The sequence below is a fragment of the Moorena producens 3L genome, assembly GCF_000211815.1.
Lineage (GTDB): Bacteria > Cyanobacteriota > Cyanobacteriia > Cyanobacteriales > Coleofasciculaceae > Moorena > Moorena producens.
This window is the reverse complement of the sequence record NZ_GL890825.1, coordinates 114,763-138,263: the sequence shown is the minus strand read 5'-3', so window position 1 is coordinate 138,263 and position 23,501 is coordinate 114,763. Positions and strand designations below refer to the sequence as shown.

At 45.6% G+C, this 23,501-nt stretch carries 14 protein-coding genes; 10 read left to right on the top strand and 4 right to left on the bottom strand.

What is annotated here, in order from left to right:
* The first annotated feature begins 487 nt into the window (after positions 1-487).
* The 4 genes from LYNGBM3L_RS03440 to LYNGBM3L_RS03420 all read left to right on the top strand — a co-directional run bounded on the left by LYNGBM3L_RS03440 (position 488) and on the right by LYNGBM3L_RS03420 (position 6,851).
* A complete protein-coding gene (locus LYNGBM3L_RS03440; protein WP_008179133.1) occupies positions 488-1,729 on the top strand; it encodes a tetratricopeptide repeat protein in 1,242 nt (413 codons plus the stop codon).
* The gene (locus tag LYNGBM3L_RS03435; RefSeq protein WP_008179132.1) at positions 1,729-2,820 is read left to right on the top strand and encodes a tetratricopeptide repeat protein; all 1,092 of its coding nucleotides are present in this window, start codon (positions 1,729-1,731) and stop codon (positions 2,818-2,820) included. Before LYNGBM3L_RS03440 ends, LYNGBM3L_RS03435 begins: the two co-directional genes overlap by 1 nt.
* Before the next feature lie 6 nt (positions 2,821-2,826).
* Positions 2,827-5,559: a tetratricopeptide repeat protein gene (locus LYNGBM3L_RS03430; protein WP_008179131.1), complete on the top strand. Its 2,733-nt coding sequence runs from the start codon at positions 2,827-2,829 to the stop codon at positions 5,557-5,559.
* Positions 5,560-6,260: 701 nt separating this feature from the next.
* Entirely contained in the window at positions 6,261-6,851 is a 591-nt protein-coding gene (locus LYNGBM3L_RS03420; protein ID WP_008179125.1) for a transglutaminase-like domain-containing protein, read from the top strand.
* Between the two features lie 462 nt (positions 6,852-7,313).
* Here LYNGBM3L_RS03420 and LYNGBM3L_RS03415 read toward each other — a convergent pair whose 3' ends face one another.
* Together LYNGBM3L_RS03415 and LYNGBM3L_RS33605 are read right to left on the bottom strand one after the other, a co-directional pair.
* Positions 7,314-7,775 carry a GNAT family N-acetyltransferase gene (locus LYNGBM3L_RS03415; RefSeq protein WP_008179123.1) on the bottom strand — a complete coding sequence of 154 codons (462 nt, stop codon included), beginning with the start codon at positions 7,773-7,775 and terminating at the stop codon, positions 7,314-7,316.
* A gap of 174 nt (positions 7,776-7,949) precedes the next feature.
* Positions 7,950-8,870 (bottom strand): class I SAM-dependent methyltransferase, encoded by a 921-nt coding sequence (locus LYNGBM3L_RS33605; RefSeq protein WP_008179121.1) that lies wholly within the window; start codon positions 8,868-8,870, stop codon positions 7,950-7,952.
* Between the two features lie 489 nt (positions 8,871-9,359).
* On the opposite strand from LYNGBM3L_RS33605, the gene LYNGBM3L_RS03405 reads away from it, so the two are divergent.
* The 3 genes from LYNGBM3L_RS03405 to LYNGBM3L_RS03395 all read left to right on the top strand — a co-directional run bounded on the left by LYNGBM3L_RS03405 (position 9,360) and on the right by LYNGBM3L_RS03395 (position 12,901).
* Positions 9,360-10,595 (top strand): LL-diaminopimelate aminotransferase, encoded by a 1,236-nt coding sequence (locus tag LYNGBM3L_RS03405; protein ID WP_008179118.1) that lies wholly within the window; start codon positions 9,360-9,362, stop codon positions 10,593-10,595.
* 357 nt (positions 10,596-10,952) lie between these two features.
* Positions 10,953-11,309 (top strand): Spx/MgsR family RNA polymerase-binding regulatory protein, encoded by a 357-nt coding sequence (locus LYNGBM3L_RS03400; protein WP_008179116.1) that lies wholly within the window; start codon positions 10,953-10,955, stop codon positions 11,307-11,309.
* A gap of 50 nt (positions 11,310-11,359) precedes the next feature.
* Complete coding sequence (locus LYNGBM3L_RS03395; RefSeq protein ID WP_008179114.1) at positions 11,360-12,901, top strand: phytoene desaturase family protein; 1,542 nt, start codon at positions 11,360-11,362, stop codon at positions 12,899-12,901.
* Between the two features lie 225 nt (positions 12,902-13,126).
* Here LYNGBM3L_RS03395 and LYNGBM3L_RS03390 read toward each other — a convergent pair whose 3' ends face one another.
* Positions 13,127-17,122: a CHAT domain-containing protein gene (locus LYNGBM3L_RS03390; protein WP_161603123.1), complete on the bottom strand. Its 3,996-nt coding sequence runs from the start codon at positions 17,120-17,122 to the stop codon at positions 13,127-13,129.
* Positions 17,123-17,928: 806 nt separating this feature from the next.
* Positions 17,929-18,159 carry a hypothetical protein gene (locus LYNGBM3L_RS39555; protein WP_131826988.1) on the bottom strand — a complete coding sequence of 77 codons (231 nt, stop codon included), beginning with the start codon at positions 18,157-18,159 and terminating at the stop codon, positions 17,929-17,931.
* On the opposite strand from LYNGBM3L_RS39555, the gene mnmE reads away from it, so the two are divergent.
* The 3 genes from mnmE to ectB all read left to right on the top strand — a co-directional run bounded on the left by mnmE (position 18,145) and on the right by ectB (position 23,500).
* Positions 18,145-19,524: a tRNA uridine-5-carboxymethylaminomethyl(34) synthesis GTPase MnmE gene (mnmE, locus tag LYNGBM3L_RS03385; protein WP_008179110.1), complete on the top strand. Its 1,380-nt coding sequence runs from the start codon at positions 18,145-18,147 to the stop codon at positions 19,522-19,524. The genes LYNGBM3L_RS39555 and mnmE overlap by 15 nt on opposite strands.
* Before the next feature lie 1,100 nt (positions 19,525-20,624).
* A complete protein-coding gene (locus LYNGBM3L_RS03380) occupies positions 20,625-21,377 on the top strand; it encodes a TauD/TfdA family dioxygenase (protein ID WP_008179108.1) in 753 nt (250 codons plus the stop codon).
* 830 nt (positions 21,378-22,207) lie between these two features.
* Positions 22,208-23,500, top strand: a complete 1,293-nt coding sequence (gene ectB / locus LYNGBM3L_RS03375; RefSeq protein WP_008179107.1) for a diaminobutyrate--2-oxoglutarate transaminase — start codon at positions 22,208-22,210, stop codon at positions 23,498-23,500.
* Position 23,501: the final 1 nt, after the last annotated feature.

Sequence of the window (23,501 nt, the reverse complement as noted above, 5' to 3'; positions counted from 1 at the left end):
TTCAAATGAGTATTAATGATTAGATTACTTTGCCCACCCTACTTTAATTGGTATTTTTTGTTCACTACTTCTAAAGTTGAAGCTTGTAGGGTGGGCAAAAACCGTTTGCTTCACATCAGTATTAATGATTAGATTACTTTGCCCACCCTACTTTAATTGGGATTTTTTTTATGATAGCTGATAGCTAATAGCTGATATAGCACTACGCATTCAAATTAGGACATTGTCTTGATGCAGTCGCTCCTAAACTCTGAAACTTAGTCATAGCTTACTTCTGACTTCTAACTTCTGACTTCTGACTTGCGCGTAGCGCTATAACTGAACCACTACTCCCTAGGGTCTACTCCTTACGGCCTATTTCCTAAGAGCTATAGCATTTTTAATACTTATGAGTTATGCAAGAGTTTTTTCCTAATTGCTCCAAATAGATAAAAAAAGATCTAAACTACAAAAGAATCATCTGTGCTATTGAGTTGTCAAATTATAGATGACTACTTCTGAGCTAGAAACTGCCCTTAATTGCTATCAAGAAGCACTCTCTAACCTAAAAGAGTCTCAATCTCCTCAAGTAAAGGAAGTGCTAGAGATTTTCAATGCCAGGGATGCTGTGCAGGCTGCTTGGAGTCAGTGTAATCACGTATCTACAACGGATCAACAGCAACTGGTTGAGTTGGACGCTCTGCTGAAGAGCAAAGCAGAGCAGATTACCAAAGTCATCGACTTAGCTGAATACCGAAACAGTTTTCAGCCTCCCGCCGCTGCGTGGTGGTGGCGATTGGAAACAGAAGCACCACCTCATCCCTGGGACCGCTGGGATTGGTTGTGGAAAGGGCTGACGGTGGGCAGTTGGACGGTGAATCTGAGTTTGTTGGTGGATATTGTGCCCCGATTTCTGAGTGCTGGCACCGGAGTTGCGGGAGTGGCAGTGGTGGCGTTTCCGAGTATCTTAACCCTATTGCAAGCCAGAAGCGAACTGACCCAGGCCGGAAAACAAGGGTTTGAAAAATTACTGAACAGGCTGCGTATTCCCAAGCATTACCATGAAGAAGCCAAATTCGCTTCCACATTGTTGCTGTGTGCGGTTCTAGCCCTATTATTCTCTAACAAGCCAGCTTTTTCCGATTGGTACAATCGCCAGGGAGTCAAGAAATATAATCAGGGGCAATTGGCTGGTGCTGAAGCCGATTATCTTCAGGCTTTGGCTCTCGATCCAGATAATGTCAACGCTCACTATAATCTAGGGTCCCTCTACGAAGACCTGCAACAGTTCGATAAAGCCAAGAGTCAATATCAATTTGCTGTTAAGGGGAATTTGATTAAGGCCGAGAACAATTTGGCTCGCTTGTGGATATTGGAGAATAAACCAGAATTGGCTACACCTCTGCTGTGGAAAAGTTTACAGGAGACGGAAAATCAGCCCTTGAGGATCAGATACAACTTGATGAAAAATTTCGGTTGGGCATTGTTGCAACAGCAGCAACTAGACCAAGCAGAGTCCATTCTAACTGGAGCGATCGCTTTAGCCACTACACCAGAGGGATTGGAACAAATCACAACTCGCGGCTCAGCCCACTGTTTGTTGGCTCAGGTCTATGAACAGCAAACGCGCAATAGCGAAGCCCTTGAACAATGGCAAACGTGTTCTGAGCTAGGTTCAATTGTTAATCCTGATCAACCGAAATGGTTAGTTTTAGCTTACAAAGCGTTAAAGAAGGCAGGTAAACTCTAATGCAATGGAAAAAATGGAAACTCTTGATTGGCTTGCTCCTGGGGCTGAGCTTGGTAGTGAGCTTAGCTAGACCAGCTCGTCCGATCGGAAATGGTTTAAATCTAGTTGTGGCCCTTCGTCCTCAAGGTCAGGTGAAAATAAAGCGTTCCACTTGGCAGGATTATCAGCCAGCCTTTATTGGTGCGCCATTGGCAGCTAAGGATCACCTCTTACTGGCCAGCAATACCTTTGCTAAAGTCCTGTGCCAGAACTTAATGCCGTGGGAACCCGAGGGTGGCAGAGACTATATCGTTTCTGAAGGCTGTCCTCCTACCTCAAAACCAAAGCTATCTCAATCCGACCAGGATACAGTGATTGAAAGAGCAGCCAATAATCCAGAGATTCCTTATATTCTTAGACCTCGGGATAGTTCTGTGCTTAATCAGCAACCGCTCTTGGGCTGGCATCAGGTTGAGGGCGCGAGCACTTACCAAGTGACAGTGATAGGTCCAGGGGTGAAGTGGACTCAGGAAACCAGTGCAACGGAGATAGTTTACTCAGGCAAGCAGTCCCTACAACCAGGTGCTCGTTATTGGCTGATTGTCAAGACTGACCAAGGCAAAAGTTCTAAAGATGAAGGGAGTTTCGGGTTTAGCATCCTCGGTCAGGAAAAAGCCCAGGAGGTAAGGGCAGCAGCAGAGCAAATTAAGCAAAAGCAGTTGAGTAAGCCAGCAGAAGCACTAGCCTTGGCTCATTTGTACCGCAGCAATGACTTAAACGCTGAAGCCATTAACCTGCTGGAAACAGCTTTAGCTGATGGACTTGAGTCGATCCGGGTTTATCAACTTCTGGGGGACATTTACCAACAGGTGGGATTAAATCGCCTAGCTAGGGAGCGTTACCGGCAAGCCCTAGAACTGGCCAAGGCAGCGGGAGATTTAGATACTCAAGCTCAAGTGCTTGGGGGACTGGCAGTTACCAGTGGGATTATCGGCCAGAAGAATGAAGCGATCGCGTGGCTAGAGCAAGGGAAAGAGGTTTATCAAACCTTGGGAGATCAGGTCAGGGCAGGTCAATTGGAACAACAAATGGTTAAGATTTTAGGGAGCTAATCGTTCATGAAGCCAAAAATCCTAATCAACCCAGGGCTGATGGCGGCTACCATAGTCGGTGTGATCGGGATCAGAGCAGTTCCCCTGCCACCATGGGGACAGATGAGTATAGCCCAAGCCCAAGAAAGCTCACCATCAACTGAGCTAACCGAATCTGTAATTAAAAGAAAACTAGCAGAAGCATTTCGACTTACTCAGCAAGTGTTGGAACTTGGACAACAACGAAAGTACTCAGAAGCTATCCCCCTAGCAGAAAGAGCATTAGGGATTTGGCAACAAGTCCTAGGAGAGGAACACCCTCTGGTGGCCAGCAGCCTCAACTACCTGGCAGCACTGTACTATAGCCAGGGCAGGTACCAAGAAGCCGAACCCCTCTACCAGCAAGCCTTAGACCTTAGAAAACGCTTGCTAGGAGAGGAACACCCCGATGTGGCCACCAGCCTCAACCACCTGGCAGGACTGTACTCTAGCCAAGGTAGGTACCAAGAGGCCGAACCCCTCTACCAGCAAGCCTTAGACCTTAGGAAACGGGTGCTAGGAGAGGAAAACTCTGATGTGGCCACCAGCCTCAACAACCTGGCGGGACTGTACTCAAGCCAGGGCAGGTACCAAGAGGCCGAACCCCTCTACCAGCAAGCCTTAGACCTTAGGAAACAGGTGCTAGGAGAGCAACACCCCGATGTGGCCACCAGCCTCAACAACCTGGCAGGACTGTACGACAGCCAGGGCAGGTACCAAGAGGCCGAACCCCTCTTACAGCAAGCCTTAGACCTTAGGAAACGCTTGCTAGGAGAGGAACACCCTGATGTGGCAGTCAGCCTCAACAACCTGGGGTTACTGTACTCAAGCCAGGGCAGGTACCAAGAGGCCGAACCCTTCTACCAGCAAGCCTTAGAGCTTTTCAAACGCTTGCTAAGAGAGCAACACCCCGATGTCGCCACCAGCCTCAACAACCTGGCGCTACTGTATTACACCCAAGGTAAGATCACCCCTGCCCTTGAGCTGTTCGAGCAAGGATTGGAGGTAGAAGAACAGAACCTCCACTCTAATTTAGTAGCTGGTTCTGAGTCTCAAAAGCGAAAGTACCTCGATACTATCTCTGGTAGGACATACGCAGTCATTTCTCTGCACCTCAACGCAGCTCCCAACAATCCCAGAGCAGCACGTCTGGCCTTGACTACTGTCCTGCGGCGAAAAGGTCGCGTTCTTGATTTCATCACCAATAGCCAGCAAATCCTGCGTCAACAGTTAGACCCTAAAAGCCAGAGGTTACTGGATGACCTCAACGCTACCCGCACTCAACTAGCAAACTTGTTCTACAGCCAAAGCTTAGACCCTAAAAGCCCAAGGTTACTGGAAGACCTCAATTCTAACCCCACTCAACAAGCCAATCTGACCTACAACCGACCCCCAAATCTACCTCTTAAATACTATCAAGAGAGGGTCAAGTCTCTCTCTGAACAAGCCCACCAATTAGAGGATCAAATTAGCCGTCGCAGCCCTAACTTTCGCACAGCTAACCAACCTGTGACTATCGAAGCCATTCAAAAGCTGATTCCAGCTAATACGGCCTTAGTGGAATTGGTCAAGTATCGACCTTATAATCCTAAAGCGAAACAAGATAAACCTTTTGGTCCCCCTCGCTACGCCGCCTACGTGCTTCATGGCCAAGGAGACCCCCAAGGCATTGACTTAGGGGAAGTTGAGTTGATTGAATCAGACCTGGAGCTGTTCCGCCTCTCTCTTCAAGACAAAGGCACACGCACAGCTCAGTTGAAACAAGCCGCACGGCAAGTGGATCAGAGGTTGATGGAGCCTGTGCGCAAACTGTTAGGGTCTACTCGACATATCTTACTTTCCCCAGAAGGAGAGCTCAACTTGATTCCCTTTGAAGCCCTGGTTGATCAGCAGCAGCGGTATCTGGTGGAAAACTATCGCTTTAGTTACCTTACCTCTGGCAGGGATTTACTGAGATTATCCGAGAAATCTGCCAGTCAAACTGCTCCGGTGTTGTTGGGCAATCCTGACTTTGACCGTTCTGCTGGTGAATTAATTGCTAATCACGATCATGGCAATCTCCCTAGTGCCCACCTTACCCGTTCCATTGACCTCTCAAAGCTGGACTTTTCACCATTACCAGGCACTGCCGATGAAGTAAAAGAAATCGCTGACATGCTGGGAGTAGACCCTCTACTGGGGGCTAAGGCCACTGAGTCAGCAGTCAAACAAATCAATAGTCCCAGGATACTGCATATTGCTACCCACGGTTTCTTTGAGAGCGCTCCCAATCAAGAACTGCCCACCCTCTATGACAATCCCATGCTGTTGTCTGGACTAGTGCTAGCAGGGTTTAAGCAGAAGCGAACTGGTGCAGAGAATGGGGTACTCACTGCCTTGGAAGCGGTAGGACTGAAGTTGTCTGGCACGGAGTTGGTGGTGTTATCCGCTTGCGATACCGGTTCCGGACGGATTAGTTCAGGAGAGGGCATCTATGGCTTGCGTCGGGCTTTTGTGATTGCCGGTTCACAAACTCAGCTGATCAGTTTACGCAAGGTAGAGGATAAAGCCACCAAAGAGCTGATGCTGGCTTACTATCAGCGCTTGCTAGACCATAACATGGGGCGCACCGAGGCTCTGCGGCAGACCCAACTGGACATGTTGAAAGATGAGACGTATCAGCATCCTTATTATTGGGCGAGTTTTATTGTTTCGGGGAATTGGAGACCGATGAAGAATTGAGAATGAAGAATTTAGAATTTAGAATTTAGAATTTAGAATTTAGAATTTAGAATTTAGAATGGAGAATGAAGAATTAAGAATTTAGAATGAAGAATTAAGAATTAAGAGGATATCTGAAAAGTTTTTTTATACTGAATTTTGCCCCCCTAGGGCGTGTTTTCAAAGTTTTCCGCAAGATTATGATCCCCCCCAGCCCCCCAAGCGAGGGATTGCTCGCTTGGGGGGAGCCATACTCAAAGTCCCCCTTTTTTAAGGGGGACCAACGGGGGATCTCCGAGGCAAGAAAACACGCCCTAGCCCCCCAAGCGAGGGATTGCTCGCTTGGGGGGAACAAGAATCAATTTGCTGCTAAAAGTCCCCCGAGCGAGGGATTGCTCGCTCGGGGGATTTAGGGGGCTTAGATGTAGCAAATGAGACTTCTCAGACAACCTCTAAGAATTTAGGTTGTAGGGTGGGCAAAAAACCTTGGTTTAGAATGAGTATTAATGATTATAGCGTTAATTGCATGTATGAGGTACAATAATTAACCTCAAAGTCCCCCTTTTTAAGGGGGATTTAGGGGGATCCATTTGTACCTCATGAGTCCTATAAACGCTATAGATTAGTTTGCCCACCCTACTTTAATTAGGATTTTTTTCACTCCCGACTCCCGATTCCCGATTCCCGACTCCCGACTCCCGACTCCCGACTCCCTTTTTAACATGGAGAATACACAAGACTATCTACAAACCACTCCAATCATCGATTGGCAACATCCTAGCGTTCTGGAACTGGCGAAGACAATAGCCCTAGAGCATCAAACATCGAATGCGATCGCAAAAGCCTGTTTTGAGTGGGTTCGCGATCAAATTTGTCATAGCGTTGACTATAAAATGAACCCTGTCACCTGTCGTGCCTCGGATGTACTTAAGCATAAAACCGGTTATTGTTATGCAAAAAGCCATTTGCTAGCTGCTCTATTACGAGCCAATGGAATTCCAGCAGGCTTTTGTTATCAACGCTTAAGTATTAATGACGATGGTGAGCCTTACAGTTTGCATGGTCTCAATGCTGTTTACTTAGCTGAATTCGGTTGGTATCGAATTGATCCCAGAGGAAACCGTGAGGGAATTAATGCTCAATTTAATCCCCCAAAGGAGCAATTAGCCTTCAGCATTCGATTTCCCGCAGAAGCTGACTTTCCTAACATTTTTTCTGAACCACTTCCTATAGTTATCGAAGCATTACAGGCTTGTAATACTTGGGATGAAATGCTTGGTAGTTTGCCAGATGTTTTGTTGGAGGAATGGTAATAATGAAGAATGAAGAATTTAGAATTTAGAATGAAGAATGAAGAATGAAGAATGAAGAATGAAGAATGAAGAATGAAGAATTTAGAATGAAGAATTTAGAATGAAGAATGAAGAATGAAGAATGAAGAATTTAGTGCGTACCCGTAACGCACCACTAGGTTGAAAGCCCCTAACAGGTGGTAAGCACTATAAGTGTTGCAAGGGTGGGTAGAGGAGAAAAATAAGCGATCGCATACTTTGTAATTTTGCGATCGCTACTGTTCAACAAAACAACAAATTTGTCTACTATTTTAGCAATCGGAAAGCCTAAGCTATCAGCTTATGCGCTACGCGCACGCTACTTGAGGTGCTTTCAGCTATCAACTAATGGGCTATGGGCAAGCTACACCGAACAGCTTTTGAATAAAATAAGCTGACCGCTGACTACTGACCGCTGACCGCTGACCGCTGACTGCTGACTGCTTACATGACCTTTTCCATCCTAAACCGTTCAAACCCTACCCCCCTAAGCAATACAGTCTCCGGTTCAATGATAGTAAATCCCTGTTTGATAAAGAAATACTTAGAAATTATGCTAGCTTCAGTATAGAGACAACTAACCCCTTGCTTTAACGCTTCATCTTCTAATTGTTGGTAAATGGCTGTAGCATATCCCTGTCGAGAGTAGTCTTTTGCTGTAAACAGTAAATCAATGTGATTAGCGGGATTTAATTGACCAAAAGCCGCCACCTTATTGCCATCAACTGCAACAAGTGTTATTCCCATACTCAGCCGTTTCGTAAACTGGTCGATATCCTTAGGATAGGATGACCAAATCTCTATTTGTTTACGATCATAAGCCTGTGATGCTATCTCCATGATAGCATTTTTGTAGACATCAATCACAGCTTTGGCATCTGATACTTGGTAGTTACGAATTAACATCTGTCTCAGAGATTACTCTGCCTCTTGCCTCTTGCCTTAGTGGTGCGTTACGGTGCGGACTATCTCAACGCTGGCTACAAGGTTCAAGATGAGGGCAAGTCCGCCCCTAACGCACCCTACTGGACTTGCCTCTTGCCTCTTGCCTCTTGCCTACTCCCTACTCCCGATTCCCTTTCAATTCATCTTATAGCGAGCAGTCCACAGTATTTTCCTGAAAAATGGAATATCTTTGAAAACTCTCAGCAAACCAAGTTTCTTTTCTGGTTCATCAAGATAAAACCAATCATCAAGGAATTCAAGCCCTGGATTCCAAGCCTCCAAGTCTTTACTGTCTTTAATACCAAACTTGAAAGTGGCATCTTTTCCCAAATGCAAATCCTGTTGTAATTTTCTGTTGATGATTGCTCGCAGGGGCGGCTTTAACCAAGCAGCCTTGACAAATTCAGCAATAAGTTCACAGCCTGGAAAAGTTGATTGCAGTTTCAATACTAATGATTTTACTTCCTCTTCTTGAAGGTACATAAACACGCCTTCTGCCATAAATAAAACTGAATCAGCCTTCAACTCTCTGATTAGTTCCATCCATTCATAATTAAATACCGAAGACGGAATAAAGCGATAGCGGTCAGTTTCTGGCAACAGTTTCCGTTTAACTGCTATCACCTCTGGGAAATCAAGGTCATAGAATATCACCTTACCGTTATCGATCCGGTGGAAACGAGTATCCAATCCACAACCAATATTAACAACAATTCTGTTCTTGATGCAGTCGCTCATGGGGGAAACCCCCAAGACCGCGCTGCATCGCTTATGCGATCGCTCCAGGAAATTTCTGGTATAATCATCATAGCGTTTGGCGCGCATAGCAATATGAACCACCAATTTTTTTTCTACCTTGCCCTTAGCTAAGCTATGATAAAGCTTGTTATCTGATTGGGATAATTCAGGAGTTAATTTGTCAGTAATTTCAACAGCTAATGGATCATATAAAATTGGGTCTTTTGACTGGCTTTCTAGGGCATGGCAATATAAAGTCAGTAGGGATGTAGCTGCTACATCACCGATTTGAGTGTTGAGTAATTTCGGAATTTCCATATCAGCTATCAGCTATCAGCTATCAGCTATCAGTTATCAGTTATCAGTTATCAGCTATCAGCTATCAGCCATAAGCTATAGCGTTTATTGCATTTATGAGGTACGCTTTTGAGCCTCAAAGTCCCCCTTTATAAGGGGGATTTAGGGGGATCCCTTTGTACCTGATGGGAGAGAGAATTGCTATATCAGCCAAAGGCCAACGACTGACCGCTGACACCTGTTCCCATAGCGCATATGCTTACAAAAAACTTGTATAGCACTACGCATTCAGATTAAGACATTTGTAAACTCCGAAACTTAGTCATAGCTTACTTCTGACTTCTGACTTCTGACTTGCGGACTTGCGCGTAGGGCTATACTATCATGTCGGAATAATTACCCTTCATAAAAATCTCCCCATCTCCCCATCTCCCTATCTCCCCAGCCTAATTATAGGTATTCCACCAGACTTGATATAAGCTATTTTGAAGGCGTTTATAGCAATCTACTATGGCAACCATTAACGATAACTACCTCAAACTCAAAGCTGGCTACCTATTTCCCGAAATTGCGCGACGGGTCAATACTTTCGCAGAGGCCAATCCTGATGCTAAGCTAATCAAGCTGGGGATTGGTGATGTTACCGAACCACTACCAGCAGCCTGCCGCACCGCTATAATCAAAGCTGTTGAAGAAATGGGCGATCGCGCCACCTTCAAAGGTTATGGTCCCGAGCAAGGCTACCCTTGGTTAAGGGAAAAAATTGCTACCCACGATTTTCAAAGCCGGGGGTGTGAGATTGAGGCTGGGGAAATTTTCATCTCCGATGGCTCCAAGTGCGACACCGGTAACATTCTCGACATCTTTGGGAAAGATAACAAGATTGCCGTTACTGACCCAGTTTATCCTGTATATGTAGACACCAACGTCATGGCTGGTCATACGGGGGATGCTGATGATAGCGGTAAATATGAGGGTTTGGTTTATCTACCGATTACCGCCGAGAACAACTTCACCGCAGAGATTCCCTCCGAGAAGGTTGATTTAATTTACCTATGCTTCCCCAATAACCCTACCGGAGCAACCGCTAGCAAAGACTACCTCAAAACTTGGGTAGACTATGCCAAAGCAAATGGTTCGGTCATTTTCTTTGATGCAGCCTACGAAGCCTTTATTACTAATCCAGACCTACCCCACTCCATCTACGAGATTGAGGGAGCAAGGGATTGTGCCATTGAATTCCGCTCTTTTTCCAAGAATGCGGGCTTTACCGGCACCCGCTGTGCATTAACAGTAGTACCCAAGACCCTAACAGCCAAAGCATCCGATGGTTCAGATGTGGAACTGTGGCCACTTTGGAACCGCCGCCATTGTACTAAGTTTAATGGGGTTTCCTATATTGTACAACGAGGCGCTGAAGCCGTTTATTCTGAAGAAGGCCAAGGGCAAGTTAAAGCACTAGTTAACTTCTATCTGGAAAATGCCAAAATTATTTGCGACCAACTAACAGCTGCTGGATTAACAGTATATGGTGGTGTAAATGCCCCTTACGTTTGGGTCAAAACACCTAATGGTCTATCCAGTTGGGACTTCTTTGATAAATTACTCAACACAGCCAATGTAGTCGGAACCCCTGGTTCTGGATTTGGTGCTGCCGGGGAAGGTTATTTCCGCATTTCCGCATTTAATAGTCGGGAAAATGTAGACGAAGCGATGCAGCGGATTACCGATAAATTCAAAGTGTAGTTTTAGGGTAAAGGTAAGCATTCAGCTATCAGCTATCAGCTTTCAGCTATCAGGTTTCAGCTATCAGCTATCAGCTATCAGCTATCAGCTATCAGCTATCAGCTATCAGCTATCAGCTATCAGCTATCAGCTATCAGCTATCAGCTATCAGCTATCAGCTATCAGCTATCAGCTATCAGCTATCAGCTATCAGCTATCAGCTATCAGCTATCAGCGATTAGCGCACGCGACTTGAGGTGCTTTTGAATAAAATAAGCTGACCGCTGTTCGCGTAGCGTGGCCTTTGGCCAAGGCTGAAGGCTGACCGCTGACCGCTGACCGCTAACCGCTGAATGCTTAAAAATAAGGATAGAAATTATGTCAATTAAAGTCTACGGTATCCCCAACTGCGGCACTTGCAAAAAAGCATTTAAATGGCTGGAAGATAACAGTGTTGACTATGATTTTATCAACACAAAAGAGCATCCACCAACTGCTGATATGATTAGCAGCTGGGTAGAAGCCTTGGGCTCTAAACCCATGCGTAATACGTCTGGGAAATCCTACCGTGAAATAGGTGAAGAAAAAAAGACTTGGACCGAAGAGCAGTGGGTTGAAGCCTTTGCCAAAGATGCGATGCTGCTGAAACGACCCCTGTTTGTGAAGGATGGCACAGCGGTGTTGGTAGGGTTTAGGGCAAATGAAGAAACGATACGAGAAAAATTGGTAATATAGTATTTTTGTCGTAATTATCAATAGAATAAACCAAACTATCGAGCCCAAGGATGAGTAAAGAAACAGATATAGTTGTAATTGGCAGTGGGATTGGTGGTTTATGCTGCGCCTCTCTTCTAGCTCGCTACGGTTTTAACGTCACAGTCTGCGAGAGCCACTCAATCCCTGGTGGTGCTGCTCACGCTTTTGAGCGCAATGGATTCAAGTTTGACTCCGGTCCGTCTCTTTACTCAGGTTTGTCTTATAGCCCTTCTTCTAATCCTCTGCGACAACTGCTAGATGCCATTGGTGAGGATTTATCTTGGGAAACCTACAAGACATGGGGTTGCCGTTTGCCTGAAGGTGACTTTGACACCTCCGTTGGTGCGGATCAGTTTTGTGAGGTTCTAGCCAGGCTTCGTGGTAAAGATGCTGTAACCGAATGGCGTGAGCTTCAGCGGGTGATGGAACCCCTAGCTAAGGCTGCGATCGCAATTCCCCTCGCTGCCATCCGTTTTGATCTTGGCGCAGTGGTCACCCTCAGCCGATTTGCCCCCTCTTTCCTACCATATCTTGGGAATTCTATCAAGCTCAGAGGACCCTTTAGCCAGATAATGGACGGTGTTCTCAAAGACAACTTTAGCCGTAATTGGCTGGATTTGCTTTGTTTTCTATTATCTGGACTACCAGCGGATGGAACCATTGCGGCAGAGATGGCCTTTATGTTTGCGGAATGGTATCGACCAGGGGTAGTGCTAGACTATCCCATTGGTGGTAGTGGTGCCCTAGTTGATGCCCTAGTGCGGGGATTAGAAAAACATGGTGGTCAGTTGATAGTTAATGCTCATGTTGAAGAAGTGATAGTCGAGCACAACCGTGCCGTAGGTGTGCGTCTGAGGGGCAGCAAAGAAATCCGAGCCCGTAAAACAGTAGTGTCTAATATCTCAGTATGGGATACCCTCAAACTACTGCCAGATTCAGCCATACCAAAATCCTATCGAGCCAAGAGAAACGCCACCCCTGAGTGTGATAGCTTCATGCATCTCCACTTAGGCATTGATGCTGAAGGACTAGAAAAAGACCTAGCCTGCCACTACATTATCGTTAATGACTGGGAAAAGGGTGTTACCGCTCCCCAGAATATAGTAGTGCTATCGATTCCATCCCTTTTAGACCCATCCCTAGCACCACCAGGAAAACACGTGATTCACGTTTATACTCCAGGTAACGAACCCTATGAACTCTGGCAGGGGATGAGTCGTAGCAGTGAAGCCTATGCACAACAAAAGCAGATGCGTGCAGAAATCATGTGGAAAGGATTGGAGCGGATCATTCCAGACATTCGTTCCCGTTGTGAAGTCACTCTAGTCGGTACACCACTGACCCACGAACGCTTTCTGCGCCGCCACCGAGGTTCCTACGGTCCAGCAATTCGAGCAGGAGTTGGCATCTTTCCTGGTCCTGGCACACCCCTACCTGGACTAATGTGCTGTGGAGACTCAACCTTTCCCGGTATTGGTTTACCAGCAGTTGCCGCCAGCGGGATGATTACTGCCAATACCCTTGTACCGGTTTCAAAGCATTTGGAAATGCTGAAAACGATTGGGTTGTGACCTAGATTGGGCAACTATCGTCAGCCGTCAGCCGTCAGCCGTCAGCCGTCAGTGGTCAGCCGTCAGTGGTCAGCCGTCAGCCGTCAGCAGACTTAACTCAGATTAAACCAATGCTTACCTCTTTTATTAAAAAGCACCTCAAGTAGCGTGCGCATTAGCTGATAGCTGATAGCTGATAACTGATAGCTGATAGCTGATAGCTGATAGCTGATAGCTTACCTATAACTAAGGATCACCAACTAGCAAAAAAGCAGCCCAATAATAGGGATGGGTAAAGCTTTGTTTTCCAAATCCTGACAATTCTGAGGATAAAGCAATTTTCTTGCCAGAGCTATATAAGTGATCATTCTCGATCCGGACATTGCCTCGAATCATTGCCAACTGTGCCTGTCGCAAGGCTTCAGTTTTACTCGGTGTCTTGTTCAACTGACGGTAAAACTCTGTAGTCAGCCCCAGAGCCCCTTGGTCACTGACAGACCAAAGGGTTGCTAGAGTGGAGTCAACCCCTGCCTGAAAGGCTGAGCCAGCAAAACCTAGCTCTGCTTCCCGATTTCCCAAAGCGGTTTGGCAAGCGCTGAGTACCAACAACTCTACCGATGGCTCAGAAAACAGATTTTCCACTTGATCGAGCCCCAGTTTTTCGTCCCACATTTGAATATAAGAATTTTCAGGAGCTCCCTGATTAAACTGAGCATGGGTAGCTAAGTGAATGATGCCAAATTTCCGTTTTTTTCGTTGAGCCTTTAAATTTTCCAGAGTGAAGCTTTCGTTGAGAAAATAGTTACCTTTCCACAGTTTGTTGATAATTGTTTGTAACTCGACTTTTACCCAAGGCAAATCCTGTTTATCAGAAAATTGGGAGGCTCCCATCGCCAGCAGTCGCAAGGATTGAACATGGGTAAACCGAGAATAGGTCAAACTAAGGCTAGGCACCAGGCTGACACTATAATTTTCCACTAGATAATTCTTTTGATCGTGGAGAGCAGCCAGGGGTAGGGAGCGCAACCCCTGATCCATGGCAAATATCAGGCTCTCGATCTTATTAGCTTTTAACTCAGCCTCCAACGGTCCGATCAGCCATTGGTAAAGTTGCTGAGCTGGTTTGAGATAATCCTTATCATCCAAGCTTCGGGGATTTATCAGTGTTCGATGAAAGGTCCTAGTCACAGCTAGGACTTCAGCACGATTTGCGTTATAGACTCGCCGCAGAATTGGATTACCGTCTGCTGTGATCAGCAACAGTTCTAGCTGGTCATCGTTTTGTTGTAAGCATTTTTCCGGTTCTAAAGGTAGATCAGAGGGTCGGTAACCAAATCTTCGGTCAATTTCGGCTGCTGGGATTGCTGGAGTTTGGCATCGAGTTCCTGGTAATGTCAGGGAGTTTTGGACAAAACTGACATAAATAACCCCAGTCTTGAGACCCTTCTCCCGCTCAAGCTCACGAATGCGATCGCGCACATCATTCTGAGTAGAAATTTTGGTCTTGAGCTGTCGCAGAAAGTATGCCTGATATTCTTCTGTGAAGGCTTTTTCTATGCCATAGACTAGGTCACTTGTAACGGTCGCCTCCAGTGTGATTGGTTGCTCTACCAATGGTGGAACCTCTGGCGGTGTTATTGATGAGTTATCCGGTGTGGGGATTTTTGAGTCTACCTGTTGTGAAACTGTTAGATCATCCGGTAGTAAAACCGTTACATTCTCTGGTGGTGTACCTGTGCCATCATCCGGTGGTGTGACTGTGCCATCATCCGGTGGTGTGACTGTGCCATCATCCGGTGGTGTGACTGTGCCATCATCCGGTGGTGTGACTGTGCCATCATCCGGTGGTAGAACTGTTACATCATCCGGTGGTGTAACTGTGCCATCATCCGGTGGTGTAACTGTGCCATCATCCGGTGGTAGAACTGTTACATCATCCGGTGGTGTGACTGTTACATCATCCGGTGGTGTGACTGTGCCATCATCCGGTGGTGTGACTGTGCCATCATCCGGTGGTGTGACTGTGCCATCATCCGGTGGTAGAACTGTTACATCATCCGGTGGTGTAACTGTGCCATCATCCGGTGGTGTGACTGTGCCATCATCCGGTGGTGTAACTGTGCCATCATCCGGTGGTGTGACTGTGCCATCATCCGGTGGTGTAACTGTGCCATCATCCGGTGGTGTGACTGTGCCATCATCCGGTGGTGTGACTGTGCCATCATCCGTTGGATCTCCCGGATTAATAGTAATCTCTCCTTCCGTACCTCTGAGAGCATCTAACCGTGAGTTAGATTCTATTTGTTCTCGTATTGCTTCTGCATCAGCTTCGCTAGTAATGTCAGGAGCGAAGACTATGATATCACCACCATTGCCACCCCTCTGAGCTTGTGTGTTGATCTCAATATTCTCAAAGTTAACATTGTTTGAATCTGGAACGTTAAAGGTTAAGTTACCAGAATCTCCACCGTTTGATGCCTCGGTGATAATTGTGAGAGTCTCACCATTTACCTCAATGCTTCCCTGTGCAGTTTCCAAGGTTACATCACCAGAATTACTACCCCCTGTTTCTGTCGTCCTGATCGTGGTAACATCCGGACGATCATTATTACGGAATATAATGTCGTCTTGAGCTGATAAGATTACGGGTCCAGCATCACCTAAGATTACAGGTGCAGCATCACTCGGATTAGAACTTGTATCGATATCACCAATAGTGATACTCCCTTCAGGTAAATTCTGTTCAAGATTAGAGAATTCTGTCCCTTCTACGGTGACTGATTGATTAGGATCAAAATTAACTGAATTACTCAATTGATCCTCACTCAAACCTGCTCGCAAAATCAGAGAGCGGCGTTGGGTCAAATTCTCAAAATCTGGATCTGAAGTGGGAATCGAGCCAGTGGTGTCTGGCTGTGTGATCTTGATATTTCCCCCCTCAATACTTCCAGTAGACTCTACTTTCAGAGAAGCTCCTGTATAATCGCCAAATTTTACATCGCCTCTAGAGATAATAATCGGGTCATAGAAGCTCAGAAAATTACCTGGTTTACCGGATAAATTCAGAATCGAGAAACTACCACCACTAGCAAAGTGAGCATCTCCGGAAATAATCCCATCACTAACTAAACTGAGATTACCCCCACTCTGAAAGGGTGTCTTGGGATGATTCAGTGCCAGAATATCAATGCCTAAATCCCCCTGAATGTAGAGGTCTCCTCCCGCTATAGCATTGAAGGAATTCTCAAGAGTATCCCTTACCACCACTTTATTCTGGGCAAGTAGGTTTAAATCTCCCGTGGTAGACAGCTGGCTTTCTACTAGAGTCAGGTTATTGTTGGCGGACAGGGTTGCAGTCTCTGCCGTTACTTCCTTTGCCGCTACATCCCCAGACTCCAAAGTGATGCCTGAATCCTGCAACGTTACAGTACCATCACCATTATCCTTGAATTCTGTGGCATGACCTACATCAGGGCCAGTTAAAAGTTCAGGCAATTGCACAGGTGTCAAGGATTGTTGGTCAGTGAGTAGGGGGTGAATTTCCAAATTCAGCAAGTGCCCCTCTTGGGTAATTTTCACTAAACTTTCCCCTGGTACAGCAGCTACCGTAATTTTTCCCTCTTGTGCTGCCAGTTCTCCAGTACTGATCACAGTGCCACCCAGTAAGGTTAGGTTATTTCCTGGTGTCACCTCTAGCTGGCCCTGATTGATAATGGCTCCTGGTGTACCTAATGTCTCGAACCTAAATACACTAGGTGTTCCAATTAAGGACAAGTAGTCGTTGTCACCAAAGGCACTAAACCAATTATTATCACCAAAGCCAATATCTGTAGCGGTGGTAGCGGTTAATGATCCTGGAATGTTCAGCTGGGCATCGGCACCAAAAATTATCCCCGCTGGATTCATTAAAAACAGGTTGGCGTTGCCCCCTGTGACTTGGATGAGACCGTTAATCACTGAAGCGTTGCCACCTGTAACCCGATTGAGAATGTTTTTGATACCGGGTTGAGACAAAAAATTAACAATTTGGTCTTGGTCTAAACCAAACTCCTGAAAGCTGTGAAATAGATTAGAGCCATCACCTGATTGAGTACCTCCGTCAATATCAAAGCGATTACCATCTTGGATAACTTCCGTGTCAGTGGTGTGATCGGCTTGAATCGGCTGTGCTATTGTCGGTATAACCCAAAGAGGTCCTGCCAACACATAGAGGACGCTCAGGGATTGACTAATTCTACTCACAGCTAATTTCATCTGGCTTATTCGTAAAATCTTTTTTATTTCGTTATCTTAATCGGTTTTAATTTTAAATTTAAATTGCTGGATAATTAACAAAATTAATCGAATCTTTGATTATATAGTTAAATTTATTGCAATCTTGATAAATTAGGTTTGGCAGTAGTTAAAAACTTCACAAAGATCTGGTCATCTTTATCAAAAAAATACAAACAAATACTAGAGTAGTGGTAAGATTACCCTTATATTTCTACCGTGAAATAAATAAGGTAAAATTTGGATTTATTCGTAGAAATTTACCAAATATTATCGTTTTCACAACTCATTTATTATTGTTATCATTAATGGCAATATCAAAAACTATGTCAGTAATCAGCTAAAGGCCTTTGGCCACGCTACGCGAACAGCAGTCAGCTTTGCTGCTAATACGTAAGCAATCAGCAATCAGCAATCAGCAATCAGCTATAATTAATCAGCAATCAGCTATCAGCTATCAGCTATCAGCGCTTTTCATAACTATGAGGTAGATAGGATTTTTTACCTATTACCTATTACCTATTACCTATTACCTATTACCTAGGCGTTGCTGATTATGCGTATGGTTTTGCCCCCCTAGCCCCCCAATTCTGGGGGGAACAAAACTATCAAAGTCCCCCAGAATTGGGGGATTTAGGGGGCTTCAATCAAACCAAATGATCGCGCATTCATTCCTTAATTCAGCAACGCCATTACCTATTACCTATTACCTTGTTTTAAGCTGACCACTGACCACTGACCGCTGACCGCTGACCACTGACCGCTGACCACTCTGGTTAATCACTTCCCAAATAGTGCCTGGAATTTTCGGTTACGCTAATAGGTGATGCGGTTTCTAGCCTAATCAGGTAAACAGCATTTTTTCCCGATTCCCGACTCCCGACTCCCGATTCCCGATTCCCGACTCCCGATTCCCAACTCCCGACTCCCGACTCCCGACTCCTATACCACGAAAAGGGATATGATGGTAAGTTAACCGAATTTGATCTGAAATGTTCGAGAGTCAAACCATTGCTGCGATCGCAACAGCAGTTGTACCCCAACAAGGGAGTATCGGTATTGTGCGACTGTCAGGAAGAGATGCGATCGCAATTGCCCGTACTTTATTCCAGGCACCGGGGCGTCAGGCTTGGGAGAGTCACCGGATTCTCTACGGCTATGTGCGTCATCCCAAAACCCAACAGCTAGTGGATGAGGCATTGCTGCTAATTATGCAAGCTCCCCGTTCCTACACTCGTGAAGATGTGGTAGAGTTCCATTGCCACGGTGGGATCATGCCTGTACAAAAAGTGTTGCAATTGTGCCTAGAACAAGGAGCGAGATTAGCACAGCCAGGAGAATTTACCCTGCGGGCATTTTTGAATGGGCGTTTGGATTTGACTCAAGCAGAAAGTGTTGCTGACTTAGTGGGGTCTCGCTCCCCAGCAGCGGTTCAAGCGGCCCTAGCTGGGTTGCAGGGCAAGCTCGCCACACCCATTCGGGAAGCTAGAGCTACTTGCCTGGATATTTTGGCAGAAATTGAGGCTCGAATTGATTTTGAGGAGGATTTACCGCCCCTTGATCAAGGCGCAATTGTAGCTCAACTTAACAATATCTTAACAGAAGTATCCCAACTATTAGCCACAGCGGATCAAGGTGAGCTATTGCGCACAGGTTTAAAAGTGGTAATCCTGGGGCGACCCAATGTCGGAAAATCCAGTTTATTGAATGCCTGGAGTCGATGCGATCGCGCTATTGTCACTGACCTTCCTGGTACCACTAGAGATGTAGTAGAATCCCAGTTAGTAGTTGGGGGAATTCCGGTACAGGTGCTCGATACAGCAGGAATTCGGGAAACGGCTGACCAAGTGGAGAAGATTGGAGTAGAGCGATCGCGTAGTGCAGCGATGGCGGCTGACTTAGTATTACTGGTGATTGAAGCAACCACTGGCTGGAGTGCAGGAGACCAGGAAATTTACCAACAGGTGCAAGAACGTCCCGTAATTCTAGTAATTAACAAAACTGACCTAGCCAGTGATAAGGCTGAATCTACCCTATCCTATCCTAATACTATAGAGCGGGTAGTGAAGACAGCTGCTGCCTACAATCAAGGGATTGATGCTCTGGAGAAGGCAATTCTTGACGCAGTAAATCGTGGCAACCTGCAAGCCGCTGATTTAGATTTAGCCATTAACCAACGACAAGCTGCTGCATTGACCCGGGCGAAAATGTCTCTTCAGCAAGTGCAAGAAACTATTGCAAAAGAGTTACCCTTAGATTTTTGGACGATAGATTTGCGTGGAGCAATTCAAGCCTTGGGAGAAATTACAGGAGAGGAAGTAACCGAATCAGTGCTTGACCGCATTTTCAGCCGTTTCTGTATTGGGAAGTAATATTAAGTTTGTTTGATTACTTGTAAGCATTCAGCCGTCAGCTATCAGCTAAAGGCCTACGGCCACGCTACTTGAGGTGCTAATGCGCTACTGTTCGCGCAGCACCTCAAGTAGCGCAATCCCTGCTAAAGGTCTGTGGCCACGCTACGGGAACAGTTTATGCCCATAGCGTACGTTACTAATGGTGCTTTTGAATAAAATAAGCTGTTCGCGTAGCGTGAGCTTTTAGCTCACGGCTGACGGCTGATAGCTGAATGCTTACGATTACTTATCTTATTACTGGGCTGCTAATGGATAGTGAATAATGGGTAATCAGCAAAAGGCAATTATCCATTATTCACTATTTTTTACCTCTTCCCTCTTACCAGCTCTGTTCGCGTTCGCGCAGCGTCTGGCTCTGCCAGTAAGCGTGGCTCACGGCCTTAGCTCCCTAAAAACCTCACCCAAATCAGAATTGCTCTAAAACTTAGAGACTATTTATAAAGTAAATCTTAAGAAATATAGAGTACTTAATAGGGGTGAGTTAAGGCAGACAGCTCTCGCTACAGGTGAGCTTTTAAAGTACTCGCCGCCTATCTCACCCTACGCAATAATTTAAGCTTTATTTAACTTTAACTAACTTTAACCTTTATTTAACAAAAAGTCTCTAAGAGACTGAATCTAGAAGCTTGTCTTAAATGCTAAAAGCTTGACTATGACTACAGCCCCCCTTAATAAGCTGTTACACACTTAACTGGCTAGCTGGCGTAGATAGTAGATGGGGAGAGGGTTTTGAGGTTTTTTTCTAATTGGAAAATAGGCAATTTAAGCGATGCAGCAAGGGAACAGGCGGTTTCCCCCATGAGCGACGGCATCAAGAAAATGCACAGCAGCTTAAGAGGGAAACTTTGAACAGATGAAAGTCCCCCGTGGCATAAATGGCAAAACCTCTGGTTGAGAAACACCCTTATATATCACGAATCCATTGTAATTACTTAATAATTAGTTGTTTTATATTTTATTATGTGTTTTTTTTAAAAAAAATGTAAACAAGTAACCAGTATTGAATTTATTTCCCCTATAGTTAATTTTTGTCAGCCTTATAAAAAAAAGGAGTTTTGATGTTAACTGCTCAGGCAATTAAAATGCCCGAATTTGATAAATCAATTACTGATTATCAGAACTTACTGGAGCAAAACAACTTTATTTATGTGGAAACTGAAGACCCCAATTTTGACTGGATCGAATTTTCAAAATTGGTCACAGGTGGTGAGTTAATCCTGCAATATGGGCAACCGATTTTCTATGTCAGATATGAACCAGAATTGATGAAATTTTCCGATGCCAGAGGTGAAAGGCGTTTGCTTCCTCATACAGAAGCCAGCGATTATCAAACCCCACCGAACTATCTAGTGCTTTGGTGCAAAAAGCCTTCTGATTGTGGTGGTGGGATGACCACGTTGGCTTATGTGGAAGGATTCCTGAAGACTCTTACGGAAGAAGAAAAGAAAAAACTCATGGAGACTCGACACCATTTTGGTGCCACCAGGGGAGTCCACGCCAACCGCACCAAGGGAGCAATTCATCCGATCCTGTCATTTGAGGGTAAGAAGCCTGTTTTCCGCTTTTCTTGTAACTATATTAAATACGGTGACTACAGCCCCGATCCAGAGAACCTAAAGCCCTTTACTCCCGAGCCGTTTTTGGGAGAAATTGCCGACCGATTTCTAGCGTATTACGAAGAAAATCACATGGCTATTCGGATGAACCAATACTCATTGTTGCTTTGGGACAACAAATGTATAGCACATTCAAGAACCACCTATAGCGATCCCACTCGAGAACTACAACGCATCTTCTTACGGAACTCCTAAGGCTGAAAGCCCCGTGTTTTTAAACCGGGGATGAAAGACCGTAGCGACTTGAGTCGCCGAGTTGACAATACCTTGGCGCTAGGGTGTAATTAAAGCAATTAAAGCATAGGGTACAGGCTGAGAAACCGCAGGCTGAGCCGGGAGAGAGACCCGTAACTTACCGACCTGAAAGTAGTAATGCCCGGAGGGCTTGAAGTTACCGTAAGTAGAGGGTCGCCTTTATAGTCGGCAGGTTATGCAGCATAGGGAAAAGGTTTTGTAGTAAGGCTCCACTCTACTAAGGTTTCGTCTCTGGGAAAATCCTCCTTAAAAACCCAATCATCAATTAACCGTTGGTGTGTGAACCCAGCAAGATAACAACTTGAAATTGAACGGTACGGCGGGGCACGCCGGAACCAAGTGAAACAGGGAAGTAACGGACTTTCTAAGGCACTTCTCAATAAGTAGCTGAACGCTATCGCGAGACTAGCCCGCTGGGTCTTTCGTGAGCTGAACTGAAATCTTAGTCTTGACGGGATTTCGGCTTAGATATTGCCATTTGGACACGAAGGTTTAAGGCCGGTCAAAGATCATGGAATCCCCGTCTTTTTAAAGCGGGGAGTGTCAAGCTAACTGTCAGCTTAAGAGTTAAGTGTTAGCTGACTAATGTAGCTGACTAATGTAGCTGAGTCATGACATCCTGGCGATTCCTACCCTAGGATTTGGTGAGTTGATGAAAAGAGAAATGGGTGAGGGGGTGAGTAGGAATCGCCACCAGTTGAAAGGTAAGTAGCAGAACCTTGAGGTAGCTTGCGGAAAGCATCACGTATAACACTAATGAGGATAATCTCATGAGAATCTTCAATCAATTGGAATCCAATGTGCGAAGCTACTGCCGTTTATTTCCCACGGTGTTTAAGAAAGCACAAGGAGCTGTTCTAGAAGATAAAGAAGGTATTAAGTACATTGACTTTCTGAGTGGAGTGGGTACCCTCAATTACGGACATAACAACCCACAACTAAAAGAACGACTGCTGGGTTATCTGGAGTCCGACGGTATTGTCCATGGTCTCGATTTAGCAACCGTAGCGAAAGAGGAGTTTCTCGAAGCTTTTGAAGCCATTATCCTTAAACCCAGGCAATTGAATTACAAAGTTCAGTTTCCTGGACCAACAGGAACCAATGCTGTGGAGGCAGCTCTAAAACTGACCCGCAACATAACGGGACGGGAAACGGTCATTGCCTTTTCCAATGGCTACCATGGCGTAACCCTAGGTTCCTTAGCAACAACTGCCAACATTTCCCAGCGAGACGCTGCAGGACTCACCACCACAGGCGTAACCTTTATACCCTATGATGGGTACTTGGGTTCGGATATTGATACTACAGAGTACCTAGACAAAGTCCTTTCCGACAGAGGCAGTGGCGTAGCGCTTCCAGCAGCAGTGATTGTAGAAACAATTCAGGGAGCAGGTGGGGTCAATGTAGCCAGCTTTGAGTGGTTGCGATCGCTTGAAAAAGTCTGTCGTAAACATGATGTGCTTTTAGTTGTAGACGACATCCAAGTGGGATGCGGACGGACTGGTTCCTTTTTCAGCTTTGAACAAGTAGGTATTTCCCCTGACATTGTTACTATCTCCAAATCCTTGAGTGGATTTGGTCTTCCTTTCTCATTGGTGCTGATCAAACCCGAATTAGACCAGTGGAAACCAGGTCAACACAGTGGCACCTTCAGAGGACCTAACCTAGCCTTTGTTACCGCCAAAGCAGCCTTGGAAATCTATTGGCAAGACGACAGTTTGTCAGCCTCCGTTAAACAAAAAGGAAGCAGAATGCAGCTTCGATTGGAACAGATCGCAAAAAATAACCCGGAGGCCGGTTTTTCCGTTAGAGGCAGGGGCATGATTCAGGGCTTAGACTGCAAAGATGGCAACCTAGCTAATCAAATCATCCGGACAGCCTTTGCTAATGGGCTAATCATGGAAACAGCTGGCGCACAGGGGCAGGTGATTCGATGTCTCCCGCCTTTAACAATTTCCGAAGAAGTATTAGACAAAGGGCTAGACCTCCTCGAAAATAGTGTCAACCAAGTCATCCAGGAGACAGTTTCTAAAAAGTTAGTTGATTTAGGAGCATCTGTTTAAT